This window comes from Aphanothece hegewaldii CCALA 016 (assembly GCF_003007785.1).
GTDB lineage: Bacteria > Cyanobacteriota > Cyanobacteriia > Cyanobacteriales > Microcystaceae > Chroococcus > Chroococcus hegewaldii.
In genome coordinates this window covers 385,009-411,445 of sequence record NZ_PXOH01000001.1, presented here as the reverse complement: position 1 = coordinate 411,445, position 26,437 = coordinate 385,009, and the positions used below count along the sequence as shown (strand labels likewise).

The 26,437-nt window shown below is 38.0% G+C and carries 20 protein-coding genes; 11 read left to right on the top strand and 9 right to left on the bottom strand.

All coding sequences use genetic code 11. The features are described from left to right. Window positions 1–4: 4 nt before the first annotated feature. The 3 genes from C7H19_RS01925 to C7H19_RS01915 are packed head-to-tail and all read left to right on the top strand — an operon-like array spanning window position 5 to window position 2,976. A complete protein-coding gene (locus C7H19_RS01925) occupies window positions 5–2,263 on the top strand; it encodes a heavy metal translocating P-type ATPase (RefSeq protein ID WP_106455192.1) in 2,259 nt (752 codons plus the stop codon). Between the two features lie 30 nt (window positions 2,264–2,293). Then, window positions 2,294–2,533, top strand: a complete 240-nt coding sequence (locus tag C7H19_RS01920) for a hypothetical protein (protein ID WP_219907554.1) — start codon at window positions 2,294–2,296, stop codon at window positions 2,531–2,533. A 29-nt stretch (window positions 2,534–2,562) separates the two neighbouring features. After that, complete coding sequence (locus tag C7H19_RS01915; RefSeq protein ID WP_106455191.1) at window positions 2,563–2,976, top strand: heavy metal-responsive transcriptional regulator; 414 nt, start codon at window positions 2,563–2,565, stop codon at window positions 2,974–2,976. 7 nt (window positions 2,977–2,983) lie between these two features. Here the strand turns inward: C7H19_RS01915 and C7H19_RS01910 are convergent, their stop codons facing one another. Then, window positions 2,984–4,096, bottom strand: a complete 1,113-nt coding sequence (locus C7H19_RS01910; protein WP_106455190.1) for a precorrin-8X methylmutase — start codon at window positions 4,094–4,096, stop codon at window positions 2,984–2,986. Window positions 4,097–4,183: 87 nt separating this feature from the next. Between C7H19_RS01910 and C7H19_RS01905 the strand changes: the two genes are divergently transcribed. The 5 genes from C7H19_RS01905 (at window position 4,184) to C7H19_RS01885 (ending at window position 12,549) form a co-directional block, all read left to right on the top strand. Continuing rightward, window positions 4,184–6,100 (top strand): heavy metal translocating P-type ATPase, encoded by a 1,917-nt coding sequence (locus C7H19_RS01905; protein ID WP_106455189.1) that lies wholly within the window; start codon window positions 4,184–4,186, stop codon window positions 6,098–6,100. Window positions 6,101–6,197: 97 nt separating this feature from the next. Further along, complete coding sequence (locus C7H19_RS01900) at window positions 6,198–7,550, top strand: hypothetical protein (RefSeq protein WP_106455188.1); 1,353 nt, start codon at window positions 6,198–6,200, stop codon at window positions 7,548–7,550. 5 nt (window positions 7,551–7,555) lie between these two features. Then, window positions 7,556–8,347, top strand: a complete 792-nt coding sequence (locus tag C7H19_RS01895) for a hypothetical protein (RefSeq protein ID WP_106455187.1) — start codon at window positions 7,556–7,558, stop codon at window positions 8,345–8,347. Between the two features lie 478 nt (window positions 8,348–8,825). After that, entirely contained in the window at window positions 8,826–9,896 is a 1,071-nt protein-coding gene (locus tag C7H19_RS01890) for a TIGR03032 family protein (RefSeq protein ID WP_106455186.1), read from the top strand. Between the two features lie 28 nt (window positions 9,897–9,924). Further along, window positions 9,925–12,549, top strand: a complete 2,625-nt coding sequence (locus C7H19_RS01885; protein WP_106455185.1) for a beta strand repeat-containing protein — start codon at window positions 9,925–9,927, stop codon at window positions 12,547–12,549. A gap of 4 nt (window positions 12,550–12,553) precedes the next feature. Here C7H19_RS01885 and C7H19_RS01880 read toward each other — a convergent pair whose 3' ends face one another. The 8 genes from C7H19_RS01880 to C7H19_RS01845 are packed head-to-tail and all read right to left on the bottom strand — an operon-like array spanning window position 12,554 to window position 21,752. After that, window positions 12,554–14,263 carry an ABC-F family ATP-binding cassette domain-containing protein gene (locus C7H19_RS01880; protein ID WP_106455184.1) on the bottom strand — a complete coding sequence of 570 codons (1,710 nt, stop codon included), beginning with the start codon at window positions 14,261–14,263 and terminating at the stop codon, window positions 12,554–12,556. Window position 14,264: 1 nt separating this feature from the next. Next, a complete protein-coding gene (locus C7H19_RS01875; RefSeq protein ID WP_106455183.1) occupies window positions 14,265–15,104 on the bottom strand; it encodes a M28 family peptidase in 840 nt (279 codons plus the stop codon). Window positions 15,105–15,156: 52 nt separating this feature from the next. Continuing rightward, a complete protein-coding gene (locus C7H19_RS01870; protein ID WP_106455182.1) occupies window positions 15,157–16,335 on the bottom strand; it encodes a glycosyltransferase WbsX family protein in 1,179 nt (392 codons plus the stop codon). 23 nt (window positions 16,336–16,358) lie between these two features. Continuing rightward, window positions 16,359–16,937 (bottom strand): TIGR04376 family protein, encoded by a 579-nt coding sequence (locus C7H19_RS01865; protein WP_106455181.1) that lies wholly within the window; start codon window positions 16,935–16,937, stop codon window positions 16,359–16,361. Window positions 16,938–16,986: 49 nt separating this feature from the next. After that, a complete protein-coding gene (locus tag C7H19_RS01860; protein ID WP_106455180.1) occupies window positions 16,987–18,054 on the bottom strand; it encodes a diguanylate cyclase domain-containing protein in 1,068 nt (355 codons plus the stop codon). Then, complete coding sequence (locus C7H19_RS01855; protein WP_106455179.1) at window positions 18,047–18,445, bottom strand: response regulator; 399 nt, start codon at window positions 18,443–18,445, stop codon at window positions 18,047–18,049. The genes C7H19_RS01860 and C7H19_RS01855 overlap by 8 nt, the downstream gene beginning before the upstream one ends. 12 nt (window positions 18,446–18,457) lie before the next feature. Further along, window positions 18,458–19,885 carry a hybrid sensor histidine kinase/response regulator gene (locus C7H19_RS01850; protein ID WP_106455178.1) on the bottom strand — a complete coding sequence of 476 codons (1,428 nt, stop codon included), beginning with the start codon at window positions 19,883–19,885 and terminating at the stop codon, window positions 18,458–18,460. Between the two features lie 13 nt (window positions 19,886–19,898). Beyond that, window positions 19,899–21,752, bottom strand: coding sequence for a PAS domain-containing hybrid sensor histidine kinase/response regulator (locus tag C7H19_RS01845; protein WP_106455177.1), 1,854 nt, complete (start codon window positions 21,750–21,752; stop codon window positions 19,899–19,901). 74 nt (window positions 21,753–21,826) lie between these two features. On the opposite strand from C7H19_RS01845, the gene C7H19_RS01840 reads away from it, so the two are divergent. From C7H19_RS01840 to C7H19_RS01830, 3 genes are all read left to right on the top strand, one after another. Beyond that, the gene (locus C7H19_RS01840) at window positions 21,827–24,106 is read left to right on the top strand and encodes an ATP-binding protein (protein ID WP_106455212.1); all 2,280 of its coding nucleotides are present in this window, start codon (window positions 21,827–21,829) and stop codon (window positions 24,104–24,106) included. Between the two features lie 29 nt (window positions 24,107–24,135). After that, entirely contained in the window at window positions 24,136–24,591 is a 456-nt protein-coding gene (locus tag C7H19_RS01835; RefSeq protein WP_106455176.1) for a response regulator, read from the top strand. 123 nt (window positions 24,592–24,714) lie between these two features. Beyond that, a complete protein-coding gene (locus C7H19_RS01830; protein WP_106455175.1) occupies window positions 24,715–26,337 on the top strand; it encodes a hybrid sensor histidine kinase/response regulator in 1,623 nt (540 codons plus the stop codon). The last annotated feature ends 100 nt before the right edge of the window (window positions 26,338–26,437 follow it).

Here is a 26,437-nt window from a genome sequence, read left to right as displayed (position 1 = left end):
ACAAATGGAGAATACTACCCTGAAACTGCGCGGGATGAGTTGTGCTTCCTGTGCCAATAACATCGAAAATGCAATTCGTTCCGTTTCTGGTGTTGAAGCGTGTAGCGTTAACTTTGGTGCAGAACTTGCAACTATCACCTATGATTCTAGCCAAACCAGCATCGCAGAGCTTCAAAGTGCAGTAGATGAAGCGGGTTATTCAGCACAACCGATGCAGGATGATGTTCTTGCACCAGAAGATGATACAGAAAAACGCTTTACTCAAGCCGAAAACCGTGACTTAACTCGAAAAGTTTGGCTGAGTGGCATCATCAGCAGTATTCTCGTCATCGGTTCATTACCTGCCATGATAGGTTTACAGATTCCTCTAATCCCGATGTGGCTACATCATCCATTGTTACAGCTTATCCTAACCGCACCTGTATTATTTTGGGCGGGGGGATCTTTCTTCGTCAACGCTTGGAAATCTCTGAAACGCCATACCGCAACTATGGATACTTTGGTGGCACTCGGTACAGGTGTTGCGTATCTCTATTCTCTGTTTCCGACTTTTTTTCCCCAATGGTTCATCCAACAAGGAATCAATCCTGATGTTTATTTTGAAGCAGCATCGGTAATCATTACCCTAATCTTACTCGGAAGACTCTTAGAAAACCGAGCTAAAGGACAAACCTCGGAAGCTATCCGTAAACTCATCGGTTTACAAGCAAAAACAGCGCGAGTGATCCGAAATAGTCAAGAAATTGATATCCCTATTGCTGAAGTGATTCTAGACGATATCATCCTTGTTCGCCCTGGGGAAAAAATTCCTGTTGATGGTGAAATTGTCGAAGGTTCTTCAACCCTTGATGAATCAATGGTTACAGGTGAAAGTCTCCCTGTGAAAAAACAATTAGGTGATGAAGTCATCGGGGCAACTCTTAATAAAACAGGTAGTTTTAAATTTAGAGCCACACGAATCGGAAAAGATACATTTTTAGCGCAAATTGTCAAGTTAGTTCAACAAGCTCAGGGATCTAAAGCACCGATTCAAAGATTAGCCGATCAAGTAACAGGATGGTTCGTTCCTGCTGTGATTGCTATTGCGATCGCCACTTTTCTCATCTGGTTCAATCTGATGGGGAATGTGACACTTGCTCTCATTACAACAGTCGGTGTTTTAATTATCGCTTGTCCTTGTGCATTAGGATTAGCTACACCAACATCAATCATGGTGGGAACGGGAAAAGGTGCGGAGAATGGAATACTGATTAAAAGTGCAGAAAGTCTGGAACTCGCCTATCAAATTCAAACGATCGTCTTAGATAAAACAGGCACGATTACCCAAGGTAAACCTACTGTGACTGATTTTATCACAGTTAGGGGGACAGCTAATCAAAATGAATTAAATCTTTTACGTCTAGCGGGTTCAGTTGAACGCAATTCCGAACATCCTTTAGCCGAAGCGGTTGTACAATACACCCAATCTCAACAAGTTATTTTAACCGATGTCCGATCCTTTGAAGCGTTTGCCGGAAGTGGTGTACAAGGTAATGTATTAAATAATTTAGTACAAATAGGGACGCAGAGATGGTTTAAGGAATTGGGAATAGATACAAATAACTTACAGCAAGATTGGAATCGCTTGGAATCTCTCGCTAAAACCGTTGTCGGAATAGCTGTAGATGGACAAATAGAAGGAATTCTAGGAATAGCTGATGCAGTTAAACCTTCTTCAATTAGTGCCATTCGCAATTTACAACGGATGGGGTTAGAAGTCGTCATGCTGACAGGCGATAACTATCGTACAGCAGAAGCGATCGCTTCATTAGTAGGAATTAGAAAAATCATTGCAGAAGTACGACCATCACAAAAAGCGGCACAAATTGAGACAATACAAAAAGAAGGAAAAATTGTAGCGATGGTAGGTGATGGCATTAATGATGCACCTGCACTCGCAAGTGCGGATGTCGGTATTGCCATTGGTACAGGAACCGATGTAGCGATCGCTGCTTCTGATCTTACCTTGATTTCTGGTGATTTACAAAGTATTGTAACTGCGATCCAGTTATCTCGCGCTACGATTTCAAATATTCGACAGAATCTCTTTTTTGCTTTTATTTACAATGTTATCGGGATTCCGATCGCTGCTGGTATTCTCTATCCTTTTTCTGGATGGTTACTCAGTCCAATTATCGCAGGTGCAGCAATGGCATTTAGTTCAGTTTCCGTAGTTACGAACGCGCTACGTTTACGGAATTTCCGTCCCAAAATCGTCCATTAAGAAAGGAGTAATTTTATAGGAGTTTAGTAAATGATCAATAAAACATTAATAGTTGGAAGTATGGCAGGGATGGGATTATTACTAGGAATTAATTCGAGTCAAGTTATGGCTCAAATGCCCCATGAAAAAATGTACTCATCTGGTACTGAACTAAAAAATAAATTTCAAAAAGTTGAACAACCTTTATGGATTAAAAGTGCTATTACTGTAGGTGGTTTAGGATTAATTGGTCTTGAATTATGGTGGTTTCTTTTAAGTAAACCTCGTTAAAGCGTAATTAATTTAATTAGGAGCTTGATATGTTAATACAAAAATCACTCTTTCAAATTGGTTTAGTCGCTAAACAAAGTAGCATACCGATTAAAACAATTCGCTACTACGAAGAATTTGGTTTATTAAAAGCTTCAGGCAGAACAGAAGGAGGCTATCGATTATTTGATTCCGATGTATTTTCTCGCCTTAACTTTATCAAACGCGCTCAAAAATTAGGGTTAAGTTTGTCAGAAATTAAAGAATTTTTAGATGTTTACGATCAAGGAAATTTACCTTGTAATCAAGTTAAGGAAAAGTTGAGTAAAAAGATTGCCGAAATCGAACAGCAAATCGAACAACTTCAAATACTCAAACGGGAATTAAAAGAATTACTATCTGGAGAAAAAATCAATACTCAAAATTTACCAGCGACAATTTGTCCCATTATCGAACAAAATTGACACACATTTACAGGGATTGAAGATAACAGTGACAATCTGGTTTATCGATCAGAGATTTAGCCAAAGCATTAATCACAACTGCGGCTAAAAAACCTCCATAATTCGTTTTTTCGATGGTAATATAAGGAATACCAGAGCGTATTAATTGGCGTTTGGCTGCGGGAGCATGGCTAAAACCAATGGGCATACCCACGACTAAAGCAGGTTGAATTTGATGTAAGGAAATCGCCTCACAAACCCACATTAGAATCGATGGAGCATAACCAATCATCAAGATCGATTGTGGTTCAATTTTTTCTAAATTTTTGCTCCAAGTGCTTTGCTGCCAAAAAGCTTGCTCGGCTTCAACGACATCAGTAACATGAGGATTATCGATCAGAGTTGTTATCTGACAACCTAAATGAGCTAATCGAGTCTGATCAAGCATTGCAGTAACAGCAGGTATATCGCCCACAATCTGACACTGAGCGAGCATCCCATGACGAGCAGCAGCGATCGCATTTTTGCTAATTCTAACAAAATTCACGATACTAACATCACCACAAGCCAAAACCAGTTGAGAAAGTAGATCGATTTCGATTTCCGAGCGATCGCCAAGCTCTGGTAACAAGTGTTGTAAGGATTCCTCAAAAGCTTCGGGATGAGAAGATATAGCAGTATCCAGATTTTGCCAAAGTTGCTCTAACTCTTGTAAACCTCCTTGGGTTTCCACTTCGAGTAGCCTGAGTTGAGCTAGTACATTAGCTTGTAGAGTTTGACAATGTTGATCTCGTCCTAAAACCCCTTCTAAAGCGGCGGCAGTTTGTCGGAGTCGAGAAATCTGCTCAATGACAGCTTGGTATTGCTGCTGTAACTGCGTCATCAAAGTTGAATTAACTTCTGTGTCTGAGTCATTTTTGAGTAACTGCTGAATATGCGACAATTGAAATCCTTGTTCTTTGAGGGCGACAATTCGTCTTAAGCGTTGAGCATCCTGTTGGGTATAAAGCCGATAATTTCCTGATGAGCGTTGTGCAGGAGGCAATAAACCCAATGTGTGATAGTGGCGCACCATCCGAGGCGTTACCTTTCCTCCGACATTTTCGGTTAGTTCTTTAATAGTCAAGTATTGATTAATCATTCTTATTATTTTAGTCAATCGGGTTGACATTGACACTAATGTCAAGGTGTAAAGTGAGAAAGTTATCTTTCACCCTCAACCATTTCCATGTCATCTACCACTGTCCAAAACCTTGTTAAAGAACATCCAGATGCCATCACTGCGGGAATTTGTGCCGTTCTCGTTTTCTGCGGTTGGCTCAGTCTCAATCTTGGTTGGCTAGGTTTAAGCTTATTAATTTTGCCTTTTGCCTATGTCATCGGTGGATATGCCAGCGCACGAGATGGACTAACGACGTTATTTCAAGAAAAAGACTTGGATGTAGACTTATTGATGATTGTGGCTGCATTAGGAGCGGCTATTCTGGGTTTGTGGCAACAGAAATATTCTTATATTATTGATGGTGCAGTACTAATCTTGATTTTTGCGATCAGTGGCGCATTAGAGAGCTACGCCATGCAGCGTACTGAACGGAGTATCCGCGCTTTAATGAGTTTAACGCCTGATACTGCACGACGGCTGCTCAATGGTCTAGAACAAATTATCCCAGTTGCTCAACTTCAAATCGGAGACCAAATTTTAGTTAAACCAGGTGAATTGGTGCCTACTGATGGAAAAGTAGTCAAAGGATACAGCACTCTCAATCAAGCTTCGATTACTGGAGAATCGCTCCCAGTGGAAAAAACAGTCGGTGATGAAGTATTTGCAGGAACTCTCAACGGAAATGGCGCTTTAATACTAACTATCCATCAGCCACCAGAAAGTAACCTAATTCAACGTGTAATACGTCTCGTCGAACAAGCGCAAACAGAAACGCCCCCATCACAGCAATTTATCGAAAGATTTGAGCGAGGTTATGCCAAAGTAATCGTTATAATTGGTCTTTTGTTTGGAACATTACCGCCGTTTCTGTTGGGTTGGACTTGGGCAGATACAATTTATAAAACACTGATTTTTCTAGTTGTGGCTTCACCTTGTGCATTGATGGCTGCAATTATGCCGACACTTTTATCAGGAATTGCTAACGGCGCACGACAGGGAATTTTATTTAAAAATGGTACACAGTTGGAGAAAATTGGGCAAGTCAAAGCGATCGCATTCGATAAAACAGGAACGCTGACGACAGGAAAGTTAGAAGTGATGCAGATGATGGCACTCAACCAAGATGAAGCGGAGTTACTTCGAGTTGCTGCGGCTTTAGAAAGTTTATCAGAACATCCCATTGGTGAAGCGATTGTACAAACTGCGCGTCAACACAAACTACAATGGAAACAAGCCGAACAAGTTCAAGCACAAATCGGAAAGGGTATTACTGGCGTTCTGGATGGTAAAAGGGCTATGGTTGGGAAAGCCACTTTTATTCAAGACCAAATTCATTTAGATGAAACGTTCTTTCAATACAGCCAACAATGGGAAAAAGAGGGAAAAACCATCGTTTGGGTGGCTTATGGTGATAAATTACTAGGTATTATTGCTATTGCAGATACCGTGCGACCAACAGCAGCAAAAGCGATCGTACATTTAAAACAGTTGGGTATTAGCACCATTGCTATGTTAACGGGAGATAATGAGCAAACAGCCCACAGTATTGCCTATTCTCTTGGAATAAATCGAATCTATGCCGGATTATTACCAGAAGATAAAGCGCAGGTCATTCGACAACTGCAAAAACAGTATACAACTGTAGCAATGGTCGGCGATGGAATTAATGATGCTCCAGCTTTAGCCACCGCATCAGTCTCAATAGCGATGGGAACCACAGGAAGTGATGTCGTCCTTGAAACAGCAGATATTGTATTAATGGCAGATCGTTTAGAAAAGTTAGAATATGCCATCCGTTTAGGTCGTCGTTCGCAGCGCATTGTTAAACAAAATATTATCTTTGCTTTAGGTTTTATTGTATTACTTTTGATTGCTAATTTTACTGGAAATATTACTTTACCTTTGGGGGTTTTAGGACATGAAGGCTCTACAGTTTTAGTAACACTCAGTGGTTTACGATTGCTAAGAAATGAACAGACCTAAAGAATAACTGGATGTCACCTATTAAAAATTTCATCCTTATTTCATTTTCTTTTTTTACACTGAAATTACAGACGGGATGAAACTAGGAATATTCACCATGCGACATCAACTGCTCAAGAAAATTACTCTTTTAACTGGTACATTAGCTCTAGTAATGGGAAACCTGATTTATTCAGTAACTGCTCAACAACATCATCATGGGCATTCAACCCCTCAAATTGATACTTCTGATTCTAAAACATTGCCACCTGTCCCTACAGATTTACCCAGTTGGATGAACAACAAAAGTAAAAATCATATCTATCGCAAACGGGGCGTTTATAATGATGCGGTGTATAATATTAAACCTCTGGCATTAGATCTAAATGCCGTCGCCGTTGGTCATGCGTTTGCTTACGAAGATTTAGTCACAGGGAAAGAGAAAGAGTTAGAAACTAAAACATTTGATCGCATCAACTGGATACTAAAAAATCCGCCACGTTTTATGCCCGATGAAGCTAATATTTCTCCAACTTTCGGGCGTAAGTATGGTGTATTAGAACAGGTTTTCGACTGGGCGCATATTCTTCATGCTCAAACTGTAGATGTCTTAGTCAGTTCCAAGATGACGGAAGCCGAAAAAGAAGCGGAAATCGAGCGTTTATATGAATTTTATGTCAAAAACGTTCCCTATGCGATTACAGGTTTGCCGATGAATATGGGTTATCTCGACACACAACCCTACTCAAAAGCGTTTCGTCAAGAATACAAAAAAGTAAACGGACTTTTTTGGGGTTATCACTGGTTGCAAGGTAGTATGTACGATATGTTGTACGGCAAAACTTTAGAAGAACAGAAAAACTCTTACGCTACAGTTGGCAAACAATATCATGAGATTGAATTATATCGGACAGACCGCCCATTTATGCCGATGTTTGCAGAAGTAAGTCCACGCTTTGCCCAACGTTTTCCAAAGATTGCCAATACCTTCGATAACCTGCATATGTTACACGATATGGTTAATGATATTCTCGCTTCAGATTGGATTACTGAACAGCAAAAAGAAGAACAAATTCAACGGGCAATCTGGTTAGTAATGGCGAAAAATCATGAGGGAATGGAAGCAGGACAAAACTCTGGCGGAGAAGGATTACACGACCATCGTTTTATGGCGGGAATGCCAGGAATGGGGCTAATGCCAGAAGGAATTGGACATCAGGGACATGATAAGTCAGAAACTCAGACAAATCCAAATATAAATCATGATGGTCATTCAATGCCAAATATGAATCATGATGATAATTCAATGCCGAATATGAATCATGATGGTCATTCAATGCCAAATATGAATCATGATGGTCATTCAACGCCGAATATGAATCATGATAACTCAAGGCCGGGGATGACGCATCCTACCCCACAACAGACTCAACAACCCTCAAAACCTGCGAGATCTAATCAGAAAAAATAAATAAAATGAAATTAAATAGAATATTATTTTGGGGTGCGCTCGCCTTGACTGTTTTAGCCGTCAATCCCTCTCTGGCTGTAGATCACAATAATTTGGATGCAGGTCGCCCTCTATCTTTTGATGATGCGGAAAGTATCGCCTATCGTGAACAATCGATCGAATTTGGTGCAGGATTAAATTTACCGAGTAATCGAAGTGTTGGGGGATCTTTCGAGATTGAATATTTGTATGGGTTTGCCCTCAACAGTCATCTAGTTATCGGTTTAGATCCCAGTGTTGGTGGTAAAGCGGATACAGATGATACTCGTTTGGATGTAGGTAATTTATCAGTCGGTGTGTTCCATAACTTCAATCGAGAGTATAATAATGTACCTGCTTTTGCAATTCGGGGTGATGTTGGATTACCCACAGGACGGGATGCACGCGGGGTAGATATACGATTACGGGGGATTGCGAGTAAAACAGTAGGACAATACGATCGATTACATCTTAACCTCGATCTGAACGTGAAAACCGATGTTGATAGTGAGGAGCGATCGGTTATCCCTGGTCTAATTTTAGGGTACTCTAGACCGCTTGGCTATCCAAAACGTTTTGACAAAACCTTTTTAGCCGAGATGGGGGTTAGAGCGAGTCAGGATAGTGCAGGAGGAGCGATTTTAATAACGGGTGTAGGTATCCGACAACAAGTTAGTTTACGGAGTGTTTTGGATTTTGGAATAGAGGGAGATATTGCCACAGGTGCGGGGGAACGTAGCGAGTTACGTTTAAAAGTTGGCTATTCTTTCGGGTTTTAGGATTAATTCTAAATCTTAGTCTAAATCCGACGATATATATTCATCAACGGTTAGAAAATATACTCACTCTTGAAATTCAACCTCATATTTTTGAGTAATGTTGGGATCAAGAATCCAAATTATTATATATACTGGGTTTGGAGACGCTTCACTCCGAAACGTCTGTACGATTCATACAGAAAGATTTATAGGGATTTGATGTCGTTTTCTAAAATTATGCACATTTTTAGAAAAAAGTCAATAATATTTTATCATATTTTTTGAATAAAAAAGTCGCTATTATTAATCAAGTAAGACAAATTAACTCTTAATAACGATACGAGAAATTAAAATATTATAAAAAATTAGCCTTTTACAAAACGAAATGTTATTTTAAAATAAATAGCGTCGCTTTTTGTTTCTACATCACAAATTTATAGTTAAAAATACTTAGCTTGCTTAAAGTTTGATTAGAGCTATCAAGGCTTGTGGATAAAAATTGAAAGGTCAAAATTTAGAAAATAAGAAAAAGCTTGAAATCAATACATCACGCCAATTTATCTCTTGGTTAGCTCAACAAAATTTAAGTCTTGCTTTTACGACTTATCAAGCAGGGAAAGTCTTTTTTATTGGCTTACAACCAAATGGGCAATTATCTGTATTTGAACGGACTCTAGACCGATGTATGGGTTTATATGCTGATGAGAATTCTCTTTATATCAGCACTCTCTATCAGATTTGGCGGTTTGAAAATACGCTCTTAACTGGACAGGTGTATCAAGATTATGATGCTTTTTATGTCCCGCAAATGAGTTATGTCACAGGGGATTTAGATATTCATGACATTACACTGGTTAATGATGAACTGATTTTTGTTAATACTCTGTTTAGCTGTTTAGCAACGGTTTCACCAACTCATAGTTTTATCCCACTGTGGCAACCTCCTTTTATTTCTAAAATAGCGGCTGAGGATAGATGTCACTTGAATGGACTTGCTATTCGAGATGGAAAACCCCGCTATGTGACAGCAGTTAGTCAAAGTGATATTAGTGAGGGATGGCGAGAACAAAGACAACAGGGGGGTTGTGTCATTGATATACAAAGTAACGAAATTATCGCCACTGGGTTATCAATGCCCCATTCACCGAGATATTACCAAGATAAACTCTGGTTACACAATTCGGGAACTGGAGAATTTGGGTATATAGATTTATTTATAGATGCAGGGGAGTTTATCCCTGTTGCGTTTTGCCCAGGCTATTTACGAGGACTTGCATTTAGTGGTGATTTTGCCATTGTTGGTTTGTCGAAACCGAGAGAAAATAAAACCTTTTCGGGGTTGTTGTTGAATGAAAAGTTAAACTCACTCAATGCGAACGCTCGTTGTGGGTTATTTGTCATTGATTTAAACAGAGGTGATATTGTTCATTCTTTGACTATTGATGGAGTAGTAGAAGAGCTTTACGATGTAGTCGTTTTACCTAGAATTCGTCGTCCGATGGCTATTGGTTTTAAGAGTGACGAAATTCGGCGGGTGATTACGATTGGCGAAAATTCCACGATTAATTAATTATTTTAAACATTAGGAGAATTAGGTAATGACATTTCCAGCAGTATTTAACCTAAGCAGTCTCAATGGAACTAACGGTTTTGCTATTAATGGGATTAATGCTAATGACCAGTCTGGCAGGTCTGTCAGTAATGCAGGGGATATTAACGGCGATGGTTTCGATGATGTTATTATCGGTACACATCAAGCCGACCCCAATGGCAGTTATTCAGGACAAAGTTATGTGGTGTTTGGTAAGAGTAGTGGTTTTAGTGCTAGTCTTAACCTTTCGACCCTCAATGGAACAAACGGCTTTGCGATTAATGGGATTAATGCTAGTGACTATTCAGGCTTTTCTGTGAGCAGTGCGGGGGATATCAACGGCGATGGCTTTGATGACCTCATTATCGGCGCATTTGGTGCCGACCCCAATGGTATAGTCCGTGCAGGACAAAGCTATATCGTGTTTGGTAAAAGTGGCGGTTTTAATGCTAGTCTCAACCTCTCTACCCTCAATGGAACAAACGGCTTTGCGATTAATGGAATTTATTATAATGACTTTTCAGGCGTTTCTGTGAGCAGTGCAGGGGATATCAACGGCGATGGCTTTGATGATGTTATTATTGGTGCACATCAAGCCGACCCTAATGGCAGTTTTTCAGGACAAAGTTATGTGGTGTTTGGCAAGAGTAGCGGTTTTAGTGCTAGTCTCAACCTCTCTACTCTAAATGGAACAAACGGCTTTGCAATTAATGGAATTAATGCTGGTGACCTTTCAGGCGCTTCTGTGAGCAATGCGGGAGATATCAACGGTGATGGTTTTGATGACCTTATTATCGGCGCATTTAGTGCCAACCCAAATGGCGATTCTTCAGGACAAAGTTATGTGGTATTTGGCAAAAGTGGCGGTTTTAGTGATAGTCTCAACCTTTCGACTCTCAATGGAACAAACGGCTTTGCAATTAATGGAATTAGTGCTATTGACTTTTCAGGCGCTTCTGTGAGCAATGCGGGAGATATCAACGGCGACGGCTTTGATGATCTTATTATCGGTGCACCTGGTACCAACCCTAATAGCGGCATATTTGGTGGAGGACAAAGTTATGTGGTGTTTGGTAAAAGTGGCGGTTTTAGTGCTAGTCTCAACCTTTCTACACTTAACGGTAGCAACGGTTTTGCAATTAATGGAATTAATGCTAATGATGGGTCTGGCCGGTCTGTGAGCAGTGCAGGAGATTTCAACGGTGATGGTTTTGATGATCTCATCATCGGTGCATCTGGTGCCGACCCCAATGACAGTTATTCAGGACAAAGTTATGTGGTGTTTGGCAAGAGTGGCAGTTTTAGTGATAGTCTCAACCTTTCTACACTTAATGGAACGAATGGCTTTGCGATTAATGGGATTAATGCTTATGACTATTCAGCCCGTTCTGTAAGTAGTGCAGGGGATATCAACGGCGATGGTTTTGATGACTTGATTATCGGTGCATTTCAAGCAGACCCCAATGGCATCGTTGACGCGGGACAGAGCTATGTGATTTTTGGACAGGCTACAGCCTCTACTTTACCGAGTATCACTCTTGCTATCTCTCCAGTCAGTGTTAGAGAAGATGGTACAGGAAATATAATTTACACTTTTACTCGTACTGGTGTTCTGACAAATCCTCTAACCGTTAATTATGGAATTACGGGAACAGCTACCAACGGAGTTGATTACGGTACTATTGGTACAAGTGTAACATTTGCGGCTAATTCGGCTACGACTACGGTAAAAGTTAACCCGACACCTGATACTACAGTAGAAGCGAATGAAACAGTAATCTTAACTCTTGCGAGTAATGCAGCTTACACTATCGGAACAACAGGTGCAGTCACAGGAACCATTACTAATGATGAAATCAAACCTATTGTAGCCCTCAGTCTTGACTATAGCGGCATCAGTGAAAACAGTACTACCAATTTTACTTATACTTTTACCCGCACTGGGAATTTGACCAATGCTTTAACGGTTAATTTTAATGTGTCAGGCACTGCAACTTTTAGCACAGATTATGAGCAAACGGGTGCTAACAATTTTACCAGTCCCACAAAAACCGTGACTTTTGTTGCGGGTTCTGCAACCGCTAATGTTGTGATTAACCCCACAAGAGATACCACAGTTGAATCTAATGAAACCGTAATTTTAAAGTTGACATCTGGTACAGAATATGTTAGGAAAACTACATCAGCCGTCACCGCCACTATTATTAATGATGATGAAACACGTAATCAGATTGCCACTAACGGAAATGATGTGATTCTCGGTAAAAATAAAAAAGATGAGATTGTCGGTGGTTTGGGTAATGATATTCTTACTGGGGGAGGAAATGCCGATTTATTTATCTTCCAAAATCCTAATGAAGGAATCGATCGCATTACCGATTTTACCCCAAGTGATGATCTAATTGTCATCGGCTCTAGTTTTGGTGGGGGGCTAATTTCTAGCGATATCATCAAATCTACTCAATTTGTCATCGGTACCACCGCGACAACTGCTAAACATCGTTTTATCTATAATTCTGCCACAGGTGCATTATTATTCGACCAAGATGGAAAAGGTGCGATCGCTGCGATACAGTTTGCTACCCTCAATACGGGTTTAGCATTAACTTATGAGGATATTTTCGTGAGTTAATAAATTATTTATTTTTCTTGGCTTTGGCTTTTTCTTGATCTTTTGCTCTTTTAGCGGCGGCTTTGGCTTGTTTTTCGGCGATTAGTTTGGCTTGACGTGCTTTTTCTTTTTCTTCCTCTATTTTTCTTAAGTAATAATCGTAATCACCATGATAAACTCGTAATTCACCGTCCCGAATCTCAACAATTTTGTTAGCGACTTGGGAAATAAAATAGCGATCGTGTGAAACAATCAACACAGTACCATCATAGTTTTGCAACGCTTCCTCTAACATCTCTTTAGCAGGAATATCAAGATGATTAGTCGGTTCATCTAACATTAAAAGATTAGCAGGCTGTAAGAGCATTTTCGCCAAAGCAAGACGGGCTTTTTCTCCACCACTCAAGTCAGCGACATTTTTAAATACGGTATCTCCACTAAACAAAAATTGTCCGAGAAGGGTGCGTACTTCTTCGTTTTTCCAGTCTGGTACTTCATCATGTATGGTATCCATGACAGTTTTAGAAAGATCTAATGCTTCAGCTTGGTTTTGTTCAAAATAGGAGGGAATTACGTTATGTTCTCCTAATTTAACTTGTCCTTCAGTTGGGGTTTCCATGCCCGTAATAAGGCGTAATAACGTAGATTTACCCGCTCCATTTGGTCCCAGAAAAGCAATGCGATCGCCTCGTTCAACTAATAAGTCTGCTCCCAAAAATAGGATTTTATCGTCGTATGTATGGGTTAAATCCTTTATACTAACGACTTCTCTGCCGCTACGAGGTGCAGGTAAAAACTGAAAGCGGAGGGTTTTTAAATGGCTGGTTGGGGCTTCGATACGTTCTATTTTTTCGAGTTGTTTTTCTCGGCTTTTTGCTTGAGTACTGCGGGTGGCACTAGCGCGGAAGCGATCAACAAATTGTTGTTGACGTTCGATTTCTTGTTGTTGACGTTCGTAGGCACTCAGTTGCATCTCACGGCTGAGGGATTTTTGTTCTAAATATGAGGAATAGTTACCCAGATAAGTTGTCGAAATACCGCGCTCAGTTTCAACAATTTGGGTACAAAGGCGATCCAAAAATTCTCGATCATGAGATACAATCACCATTGGGGTCGTTAAACTTTTTAGATAATTTTCGAGCCATTCAATGGTTTCTAAGTCTAAATGGTTTGTCGGTTCATCGAGTAATAATAAATCGGGTTCTTGTAGTAAGATTTTGCCTAAACTCATTCGCATTTGCCAACCACCGCTAAAAGCACTGACGAGCGCGTCACCGTCTTCGGGTGCAAATCCCATTACTGGTAAAATCTTTTCAATACGAGATTCTAAACCGTAACCATCGAGAGCCTCAAACTGACGCTGTAGTTTATCGAGTTGGTGAATGAGTTTATCTAATTCATCCCCAGTCGCTTTTTCCATCTGTCGTTGTACTGATGCGAGTTCGTGCAGAATTCGGTTAGCTTCAAGGAAAACAGTCCAAAATTCCTCGCGTACAGTACGAGTAGGTTCGACTTCAAATTCTTGTGTTAAATAGCCAATATGAAGCGATGCAGGGCGGATGATTTCTCCAGTAGTGGGTTGTTCTTTTCCCATAATCATCTTGAGTTGTGTCGTTTTGCCGGCACCGTTTACGCCAACTAAACCGATGCGATCGCCTGTTTTCACTTCCCAAGTTACATTTTTAAGAAGTTCGCCAGTGGAATACGTTTTACTAATTTGTTCGAGTCGTAGCATATTATAGAGACTGAATGGCTAGGGCTAAACCTTGACAAACCTTTTGCAGAAAATCTAAATCTAAGGTGTCTAAAGTGTCTTTGGGTGAATGATAATAGGGATTTCGCATATTTGCTGTATCCGTGACCATGATAGCATTGTATCCGAGATCCCAAAACGGTACATGATCGCTGCGTCTGGTATCAGGTATAGGATAACCTTTTAATGGAACGGGCAACCATTCACAAGGAACGGTTTGACGAATGTTTTGGCTGAGTTTTCTTAAATCTGGAGTCGCTTCTATGTTACCAACGAGTGCGATAAAGTTTCCCGTAGAAGGGTAAAAATATTTCAATCCTGCTGGATATCGCTGAGAATTAGGACGATGATCACAATAACCTAACATTTCTAGAGAAAACATGAGGCGTAATGCTTGTTTCTGCTCTTTTAATTGTTTCGCATAAGCAGCACTTCCTAAAAGTCCATATTCTTCTAAATCAAAAGCCACTAATTGAATGGGATAGTTTGTCGGTAAATTCTCACTAAAAATTCTCGCTAATTCTAATAATACGGCAACACCAGAACCATTATCATCAGCACCGGGAGAGCCTGGTACTGTATCATAATGTGCGCCAATTACAATCAGAGGATTAGATAAATTAGGATTTAATTTTAAGACAATATTTTCAAATGATTTCCCTTTGACGATAAAAGGATGACTTTCTACATGACCGAAATTTCTAAATTCTTGACGAATATATTCTTTAATAAAAAAATGTCCGCCATTAGCAATATAAGGATCTCTTTCTCGAATAATTTGATTAAGGTGATTAATCAGATTTTGTTTAATGATTTCGGTCATAAATTAAACACCATCATGAAGTTGAGAAAGTTTTCACATACAATTACTTGCTTTAAATTATATCATTTTTTTTGATAACTTGGTCTTCAATAATTTCTTGTTTAATTGCTTCAAGATAAGCTTTACCAAACTTTAGATCTGGCTCTAAATAATTTCCTTCTGCCCATTCATTCCAAGATTTAATAATAATAATTCTTTTTTCGCTTTCCGAATATCGATTAGTAACTTGTTCTAAAGCCGTTCTCAAATGAATTTTAAATAAATCTGGAGTTGAACCGACAAACACTCTACCGTTTAAGCCACTGCGGGGAGTGTTATCCCAATTTGGAAAAACACAGGGATAGTTATCAAACGTGAAATCATTTTTAATAAAAGCATCTTGAATCGCTTTTTCATATGAGTAAAGTTTCGGCATTGGCGGAAAATATTCTTGACATTTTTTGGGAGCAATAATCGAGAGAATTTTTTTATATAAACGTTGATAAATATTCAATTTTTTATAAATTATTGCATGAGGAACCGTAAATAAATAATTAGGATTACTAACAACTGAAGCATGAAAACCTGCATTAATAGGATTCCAAGCTGGATCTTGAGTAATACCAATAAAATATAATCCTTTTAATCCTGATTGTATGGCTAATTCTTGCCAATAATCTGTAAAAAAACGAGAGTCAGGAATAGCCGTCGGCTCGTAAACCATAAAAATAGGTTTGCCTTCTATAGTTAAATAACGCTCATCACTAAACGCATCTAGCAAAGTATAAAAATGTTCTCGGTAATCTTCCTTTCCTGGATAATATTGTTTTATTAAAACTTTATCAGGACTACCATGCCAAATTCCTGACCATGTTTGATTAACCCATGCTAAACAAAACGGAAAATTTGGTTGTTTTAATCTTAAAACTTCCTGAAAAGGTTTTTCTAATAATCTTTTTCCGTTACCAAACCAGTAATGCCAATAGCAAAACCCTTCTATACCGTATTCTTTAGCCATTTCTGCTTGTGCTTCTCTAACTTCTGCAACACGCAAATCATAAAAACCAAGATCGGCGGGTACTTGAGGTTGTTCATGACCAAAAAATAAAGGTTTTGCTTTAGCTACATTAGTCCATTCCGTAAAACCTTTTCCCCACCATTGATCATTTTCTGGAATTGGGTGAAATTGAGGCAAATAAAAGGCAATTAGCCGAGCTTTAGGAGATGAAATACTTAAAGAGGTTTGAAGCATAAGTTACTTAAATAACATCCTTTTTATGAATTAATTTCTCGCTTTAATCGTTCTAATTCTTCATCCATATCCCATTGCTGAAATTCTTTTTCTAAAGGATCATATTCTTTTTGATAGCGATCGCTTGAATAATTTTGCCCTTCTTCCCATCCTCTGGTATTAGTATTTGAACTAGCCGCCGATTGGGTTTTTGCTTGTTCTGCTTTGATTTTGAGTTCTTTTTTCTGTTGCTGAATTTGTTTAAATAAATTTTGTGCTTCGGTGAGACGTTTTTTGGTTCCTTCCATGCGTCCCCAAAGTTGATTACCTTGACGTAATAGGGCGGCTTCTCGTTCCTGTGCGGCTTGTGCGAGATCCAATCGATTTGCGGTTTGCGCTTTATTAACTCTAATATGCCATTTCTGAATATCTTCGGCAATTGCTAGAATTTCCGACTCTAGACGTGTTTGCTCACTTTGTAAAGAACTGATCAATTGTGTTGTATCTCGTTCTTGTTCTTCAACTTGATCAAGTAATGCTTGTAATTCTAAATGAGGATTATTTTTTATGAATTCATCGAGTCGCTCTTCAAGTAAGCGGCTTACATCGTCAAATAGTCCCATATTGATACAATTTAATTTTTTTTTACTTTAGCACTATTTTCGATTAAGTTCACACCTCCAATTTGTATATACTTTTCGCGTCAGACAAAACTGTTTGATTGCGTCCTAGTTTTTTGGCTCGATATAAAGATTCATCAGCAGCATTAATTAAAGTTAATGCCGATAAATGATGGCAAGGAATTAAAGTAGCAACGCCCAAACTAACTGTAATATAAGGGACAGCATGGGCGACGGGGTGAGGAATTAATAATTGTTTAACTGCTCTTCTAATTTCTTCTGCTACTTTAAAAGCTCCCTCTTGATTTGTATTCGGTAAAAGAATGGCGAATTCTTCACCGCCATATCGTGCGACTAAATCGGCTGGACGTTTAACGGCAAGAGAGATAGCTTTTGCTACTTTTTTTAAGCAATCATCTCCTTGTAAATGCCCATAATGATCATTATAACTTTTAAAGCTATCTACATCACCTAAAATTAGAGATAAAGGTTGTTTTTCTCGCCCCATTCTTAGCCATTCGCTTGATAAAGATTTCTCAAATTGCCGACGATTTGCTACTTCTGTTAATCCGTCTAAATGTGCTAAACGTTCTAATTCTCGATTAAGTTTTTCTAGTTCGGATGTTCGTTCTAAGATAATTTGTGATTGTTCTTTTGTTAATCGTTCTAATTCTTCATTAAGTTGTTTTAATTTAAAATTTTGTTCTTTTAATTTTTTATCTTGTAAATAACTATGAACGGCTTCGACAACGGTTAATTTTAAGTCTTCTGCTTGCCAAGGTTTCGGCAGATAACGATATAATTTAGCTGATTTAATCGCTTTAGATACTGCTTCTAAATCCGCTTGCCCAGTGAGCATAATCGTTAAAGTATTGGGTGACATTGAATGAATTTGGGTTAAGACTTCATCACCTTTTAAATCGGGCATAATGTAGTCTGATAAAACAACCGCTACTTCTGAGCCTTCTGCTAATAAATCATTCACCAATTCTATCGCATCTTTTCCCCCTTCTGCTGTTTCAATAATACAATCTTCACCAATTGCTTTTTTTAGTTCAATTTTTAAACTATTTATAACGGTTGCTTCATCATCAATACAGATAATTACTGGTTTACCCATGATTTGTTAGTCCAGATTTGATAATATTAATTAATTTTTCACAATTCCAAGGTTTAGCAATACACTCATATAAGTTAGCTTTTTGTTTAGCGCGATCAATTGCTTCATCATCCGCTTGCCCTGTCAGCATTATCTTTACTATTTTAGGATATTTTTCATGTACTTTGATCAGAAATTCATCTCCTTTTGTTCCAGGCATTAACCAATCTGATACTATCACTAATATCGGAATCTCATCGCCTTGTAATTCGTCAATAATTTCGATCGCTTCATCAACACTTTCTGCCGTTTCATAACTATAATTATTTTGAAAAGCATTTTTAAGCTGTATTTTTAGACTATCTAAAATAACTTTTTCATCATCAACACACAAAATAATCGGTTTTTCCATTATTTAATTTCCTTATTCTAAATTAATAGGTAATGAGACAATAAAGCTGGTTTTCCCAAGCATAGATTCAAATTCTATTGTTCCTTGGTGTTTATTAATAATTTTTTTGACAATATCTAATCCTAATCCACTTCCTTCTCCTTTCGCTTTTGTTGTAAAAAATGGTTCAAATATTTTATCTTGTATTTCTAATGGAATTCCTAAACCGTTATCAGTCATTATAACTTTTACCATTTGTTGTTCTTGAATGATATCAATGATTAAAGTTCCTTGATTATTCATCCCATGAATGGCATTATTAATTAAATTAGTCCAAACTTGATTAAGTTGATCAGGATAACAAGAAATTAACGGTATTTCGGTATAATTTTTAATAACTTCTATTCCTTTTTTTAAATGATTGTGGTAAAGTGTCAAAATAGTTTCTATTCCTTCTATTATATTCGATTTAATCGCTTTATTTTGAGATTCAAAATGAGCATAGCTTTTTAAAGCATAAACTATTTTAGTCGCTCTTTCTGTCGCGGTTAATATTGTTTTTGTGCTAGTTTGTAGCGTTGTTAAATAATACGTTTCTTCTAAGATTCGATAACCGTCGGGATGTTGGATTAGAGGGATAAAGTCTTCTAATTGTTCGGGCGTATGTATTCCTAAATCAACCATTGTGTCGGCAATTTCATCAGATTTATCAATATTTTCTTCTTCTAGTTTATTAACTAATTTTTTTCTAATCTGTCGTTTTTCACGAGTTGAATAATATTCGTTTTGTTGCTGATATATTTTAATTAATTGTGCCATATTTTCTTGTACGTCTGAATTAATATTATCGTGAAGTTTCGGCAACTTAATTAACTGAGAATCAAAAAAACTCGCAATATTTTCAATCGAAGAACGAATCGCACCCATCGGGGTATTTATTTCATGGGCAATACCAGCAATTAAATTACCTAATGCTGCCATTTTTTCGGTTTGAATGAGTTGGGTTTGTGTCTGGGTAAGTTGTTCAATAATTGTGGTTAATTCTTCATTCTTTTGAGACAGTTTTTTTTGTAATGCACAAAGATTAAGATGTGTAGTTACTCTCACTAAAACTTCTTCGACTTGAAAAGGTTTTGTAATATAATCTACTCCGCCAACTTGAAAAGCTTTGACTTTATCAATTATTTCATTGGCAGCACTAATAAATATAATGGGAATATCTTTTGTTTTTTCATTATTTTTAAGCTGTTGGCAAACCTCATATCCATCCATTTCAGGCATGAAAATATCTAGTAAAATCAGGTCTGGAGGTAATCCTTGTGCTGCCGATAACGCTAATTTGCCATGAGTAACAGGTCTGACTAAATAACCTTGTTGTTGTAATATTTCTACTAAAAGCCGTAAATTTGCGGGTGTATCATCGACAACTAAAATATTGGCGGAGGGAGTTGACTGATTCATTTTAAGCTACTGACTATACCTCAAAATTGGAGGGAATTAATAAAAGTAATTTATCATATTCAAAATTATCTACATAACTTTGAATGGAATTCGCTAAACTTTCATCAATAGTACGAATTTGTTCAACAAGCCGATTAATGCTGATCAGATCAACATACAATAATGCTTGTCTTAATTCTAAGAGTAACTCGGTTGGTAAAGCTGTGATCTCGCTCACCGTTAATCTGTTATCTTGATCACAAGAAACGGTTTGCTTTAATACAGATTCAGATTCACAAATATAACTCACCCCCAAATGATCGGCAAGCATTTTAAAGATTTCTGCTTCTCGAAAAGGTTTTCTCAAAAAATTATCACAGCCAGCCGACAAAATAATGGCTTTTTCTTCTTCTAAAACACTCGCTGTTAGGGCAATAATAGCCGTTGCTTGACCTTTAGTGGTAATTTTAATTTGTTTTGTCGCTTCATATCCATCTAGGACAGGCATTCTCATATCCATTAAAATAAGATGAGGATTCCATGTCTCCCAAAGTGCGATCGCTTGTTGTCCGTTGGCTGCTTCTTGTACTTCAAAACCCACAGGTGTCAGTAACTTCACCAATAATTGACGATTAAGAGGTTGGTCATCGACTGCTAGAATACGATAAGTCGGTTGATTGGGTGCTAAAGCAATAACCTTTTTTGCTTGAATCTTGTTTTCAACATCATCCTCGCTTACTGCTTGAACTTGAATATTAAATAAAATTTTAGTTCCTTGATCCACTTCACTACTAACCCGAATCTCTCCCCCCATTAAAGAAATAAATTTTTGACTGATAATTAAACCTAAACCCGTACCTTCTTGACTATTTTTCCCAGATTGTGTTTGTACAAAAGCTTGGAAAAGTTCGGATAATTCATCTGTCGGAATTCCTACCCCAGTGTCTTCTACTTCAAAACCCAGAATATAATTAGTATTTTCTTGTTTAGTGACATACACTCTTAAAGCGACTCCACCAGAATTGGTAAACTTAATGGCATTATTTAGAAGATTAATCAATACTTGACGTAACTTAATTTCATCGGTGCAGACGTATCTAGGAACTTGCTCAGATTGGTCGAAAATCAACTGTAAGCCTTTTTCTGTGGCTTTTAGTTCAAACAAATCATTTATGTCATCTAACAAGCGATACAAGTCAAAACTATGGGTATTAAGGTTGATGCGTCCTGCTTCAATTTTAGATAAATCTAACACCTGATTAATTAAATTCAGAAGATGTTCACCACTGCGTAAAATAATTCCGACATTTTCTTGTTGTTCTAATGGTAAAGTATCACTACGCTGCATCAACTGTGCAAAACCTAAAATCGCATTGAGCGGGGTACGAAGTTCATGACTCATGTTGGCGATAAAAGTACTTTTGGCTCGATTTGCAGCTTCTGCAGCTTCTTTGGCTTTTTCTAAGGCGATTTCAGCTTGTTTACGCGTTGTAATATCTTCGACGAATCCCTCATAATATAATAGTTTTCCTGCTTCATCTCTGACAGCCCGCGCATATTCGGCAATCCAAATGATGCTACCATCTTGCCGATAAATCTGAGATTCAAAGTTTTCTACAGAATCATTTTGCTCTAGCAATGCTTGAAACTGACGACGACGATTTGGATCTACATACAATTGTCCTTTAAAATTAGGCTGTGTTTGCATTAATGCTTCTTTTGAAAGATATCCATACATCCGAACTAATGCAGGATTAACATTAATATACTGTCCATCGGGCGTAGTTTGAAAAATTCCTATCTTAGCATTCTCGTATATACTACGGTACATTGTTTCTGTATCTACGTTCTGATCTTTTTCGTCTGCGGGGTGATTGTTGGATTTCATTTACTCAAATGCGCTTTAATAAAAAAGTAAGCCAAGAGCCATATCAGAATCAGAACGCGAAAAGCACAAACAAAATGGCCAATTTAATTCAGTCTGAGAGTCATCTACTTCATACCCCTGGCTCAATTCAACCTCATGGTATCCTATTTTCCCTCACTGAACCTAATCTAATCATTACCCACGTTAGTCAAAATATTGCCGAATATTTGGGCATTTCTCCTCAAAGTTTACTAAATCAGCCCATTGAAAAACTACTCAGTTGTGAGCAAATCAATGCTATCCAACAAACACTCTATCAAGCAAAGGGGAATAGTAATTCTTGTCAGCTATCTTTTTCTACTCCATTTGGAAAAAAAGAATTTGAGGGGAGTGTCCATCGTTTGGCTAATATGATTATTCTAGAATTAGAGCCTAAAATAATTGAAAAAGTAGAAAATTTACCTGATTTCTTTGCATGGGTGAGTAATGCTCTAGCTAATCTCCAAAAAACCTCAAATTTATCCGAATTTCTCCATTTAGTCGCGTCTGAGGTGAAAAATATTACTCAATTTGATCGAGTAATGGTTTATCAGTTTGATGCTCAAGATGCGGGTGAAGTGGTAGCAGAAGCGAAAAGAGAGGATCTTTATCCCTATTTAGGTTTACACTATCCAGCACCGGATATTCCCGAAGAATCAAGAAAAATGTACTTAGAATGTCGTCTAAGATATATTCCCCATCTCAATGCGCCACCTGTTGATATTGTAGCCGCCGAGAATGCGATTAGTAGTCTGTCGGTTGATCTAACTTGTATTCATTTAAGGAGTGTTGATACTTGTTGTGTGGCATATCATCACAATATGGGAGTTGCTGCCCTTTTAGTAATATCTTTAATTAAAGATGGTAAACTGTGGGGTTTAGTGTCTTGTCATCATCAAACACCAAAGTATTTACCTCATGCGGTACGTGTCGCCTGTGATTTATTGGGACAATTTGCCTCTTTAGAATTGGCGAATAAAATTTCTCAAGACGAATTAGATGATAAAATTAAGCTTCGATCGCTACATTCCCAAGTCCTTGAAGCAATGGCACAAAAGGATAATTTTAGGGAAGCTTTATTATCTCCTTTTGCTCGTTTACTAGAACTTGTTAACGCCCAAGGTGCTGCTATTAGTTTAGATGATGAGATTATTTTAGTCGGACAAACGCCAAGATCGGAATTTATTGATCAACTCATTGAATGGATCGATCCTCAAGTCACTGATAGTATTTTTTATACAGATTCTTTGTCTAAAGTATATCCTGCTGCTGCTGAGTATAAAAATGTAGCCAGTGGTGTTCTATTATTGCGAATATCTCAGGTTCGGCGTTATTATTTATTATGGTTTCGTCCTGAAGTGATCCAGACAGTCAATTGGGCGGGAAATCCTTTAGAATCTTTTCAGCTTGGGGCTGATGGTAATCTAGTTTTATGTCCTCGGAAATCTTTTGAACTCTGGCAAGAAACAGTACGTTTTGTCTCGAAACCTTGGAAAATGAGCGAGGTTGAAAGTGCGATTGAGTTTCGCAATGCTATCATTGGTTTAATTTTAACCCAAGCCGATGAATTAGCCAAACTCAATCAAGAGTTAGAACGCAGTAATCTAGAATTAGCCTCTTTTGCTTTTGCTGCATCTCACGATCTTAAAGAACCGCTTCGGGGCATTCACAATTACTCGGTCTTCATGTTAGAAGATTATACAGAAGTTCTTGATGAAATAGGCATTGAACGACTACAAACTTTAGTACGTTTAACCCAGAGAATGGAATCTCTGATTGATGTTCTGTTAAAATATTCTCGTTTAGGACAAGCTGAATTAAATCTACATAAAACAGATCTCAATACTCTCCTCAGACAAGTTATTGATGTTTTCTGTGTTAGTTATCCTGAAAATGATCTAGAAATTCGTCTCCCGCGTTCTTTACCTCTCGTTCGTTGTGACGCTATTTTAATTAATGAGGTATTTAGTAATCTGCTCAGTAATGCTTTTAAATACAACAATAAAGCCGAAAAATGGGTGGAAATTGGCTATTTAGAACCAAGGGAACAAGTTAAGCGAGGTTGGATTGATGCCCAATTAGCTGCCACCGCACCACCTGTATTTTATGTCAAAGATAATGGAATTGGTATCCGCGATCATCATCAAGAAACAATTTTCCGACTTTTTAAGCGACTTCATGCTCAAAATAAGTTTGGGGGTGGTATTGGTGCAGGTTTAACCATTACAAAAAAAATTGTTGAACGACACGGAGGGATCATCTGGGCTGAATCTATCTATAGAGAAGGCACTATATTCTACTTTACGCTAGAATCTTATAGTATAAAGAGTAACTAAACTTTAAAAAACCTGTTTAAGATAACATAATGATAACTATTCATGATCAACCTTTGCTCGTAGCAGAGGACAGCGATGAAGACTTTGCAGTTTTTCAACGATTCATGAAGCGACTTGATGTACAAAATCCGATTTATCGATGTTCTAATGGTGATGAAGTTCTTGATTTTCTCTATCTTGAGGGTGACTATCAAGGACAAACCGAAATTCCGCGACCTTCTGTAATTCTACTTGATCTTAATTTACCCGGTTTAGATGGTCGTGAACTCCTGAAAAAGATTAAACAAGATGAAAGTTTTCGGAAAATTCCGATCGTTGTTTTTACCACATCCTCTAACCCTGATGATGTTGAGCTATGTTACCAAAGAGGAGCAAACGGCTATTTAATTAAACCCGTCGGCACACCTGAACTACAAAAAACAATACAATCATTTGTGAATTTTTGGCTTGAAACCAATACCCCACCTTCGGTAAAAAAACTTTGAGGGAGTCAACATACTTTAGGTGAATTTGTATAGTTTCTTTACATTATTTTAATATTTTCTACAAAACTATACAAAATGTGAAACACTTAAGTGTAAAGCTTGACATATTTGGTAAATGCTGTTATGGATTACAGCCGGACACTCCTAATCGTCGATGATTGTAGAGAGGATCGAGAAACTTATCGCCGCTATCTGTTGAAAGATTCACAGCAGTCTTACTGTATATTGGAAGCAGAATCGGCCGAAGAAGGTCTGATATTATGCCAGAAAGTCGCTTGTGATGTTATTTTACTCGATTTTCAACTTCCCGAAATGAACGGGCTAGAATTTCTCGATGAGTTAAGACAGAATTATAGTTCATTACCTGTGATTATGTTAACGGCTTATGGAGATGAAGCGATCGCCGTACAAGCGATGAAAATAGGGGCGCAAGATTATTTAGCAAAAAACCATCTAAAACCAGATATCCTACAATTAGCGGTTCGCAGTGCCTTAGAAAGATCCCATTTACAAACTCAGCTAAAGAAAACCCAAGAAAGACAGCGTTTAATTGCAACCATCGCCCTACGCATTCGTCAGTCATTAGAATTAGAACAAATTTTAAAAACGGCAATCTTAGAAATTCAAAAACTACTAAACTGCGATCGGGTTGTGGTGTGTCGTTTTGAGGAAACCGCCAATAACCTGTTAGGATCTGATGGGCATAGTCTGAAAGTTCAGCATCAAAAAGTATGCTATCAATTAGGAACACAAAACGATCAACAAAGTAGTCTTTCTAATATTTGTGAAGTTGGCAATTATAGTAACGGGCTAGATAGTGGGATAAATGATAACTTAGAGATCCCGATTATTTTAGGTTCACCCAAACCCGACTTAGCGACTCCTTGGGGTTTATTAGTCGTTTATCAATATACCCAAGAACGTCAATGGCATCCCGAAGAAGTCGAAATGCTCAAACAAGTCTCAGTACAACTTGCTTTAGCCATTCAGCAAGCAGAACTTTTAGCCAAAACACAAGTTGCATTAGAAGAAGAGAAAAAACTTAACGCGCTAAAATCACAAATTATTGCTACCGTTTCCCACGAATATCGAACGCCCCTCGCTGCTATTCTTGCTGCTGCTTCGACTATGAAACTATATGGAGAACAATTAGAAACCACAAAACAGCAACGATTTCTACAGCTTATCGAAAATAAATCAAGATATATGTCTCGTTTAGTGGATGATATGCTTACATTAAGCCGTTTTGAGCAACAAAAAGCCGATTTTAACCCAATTCCTCTAGATATACCGAAATTTTTCGCCGCTCTGCTCGAAGAATATCGACAAAACATCAGTGATCTTCATGAATTTAGTCTAAAGCAGACGGGAAATTTTCAAGACTTTAGCGCCGATCACAAACTTCTGAAAAAAATCTTTGATAACCTACTCTCGAATGCAGTTAAGTATTCTCCAGATGGGGGCAAAATCAAGATTAATATAATTGGACAAGGGTTACAAGTTTTGGTACATATCCAAGATGAAGGTATTGGTATTCCTCAAGATGAACAAAGCAGCATTTTTCAATCTTTCCGTCGTGGCAGTAATATTGATACTATTCCTGGTACAGGTTTAGGATTATCGATCGTCAGTGCGGGAATTGAATTACATGGTGGCGAAATCTCCCTGAAAAGTCAATTGGGCAAAGGAACTAAAGTCACCGTCATCCTCCCGAAGCTATCCCGTCAAGAGTATCCCTCGCCTTAAATGTCAAGTTTTGTATCAAGCTTTGAAGCAAATCTTAAGTTTTCTTGAATTTTTGTCGAAAAGATCTTAATATTTTCTTTAGATTTAGATTTACTCTTAT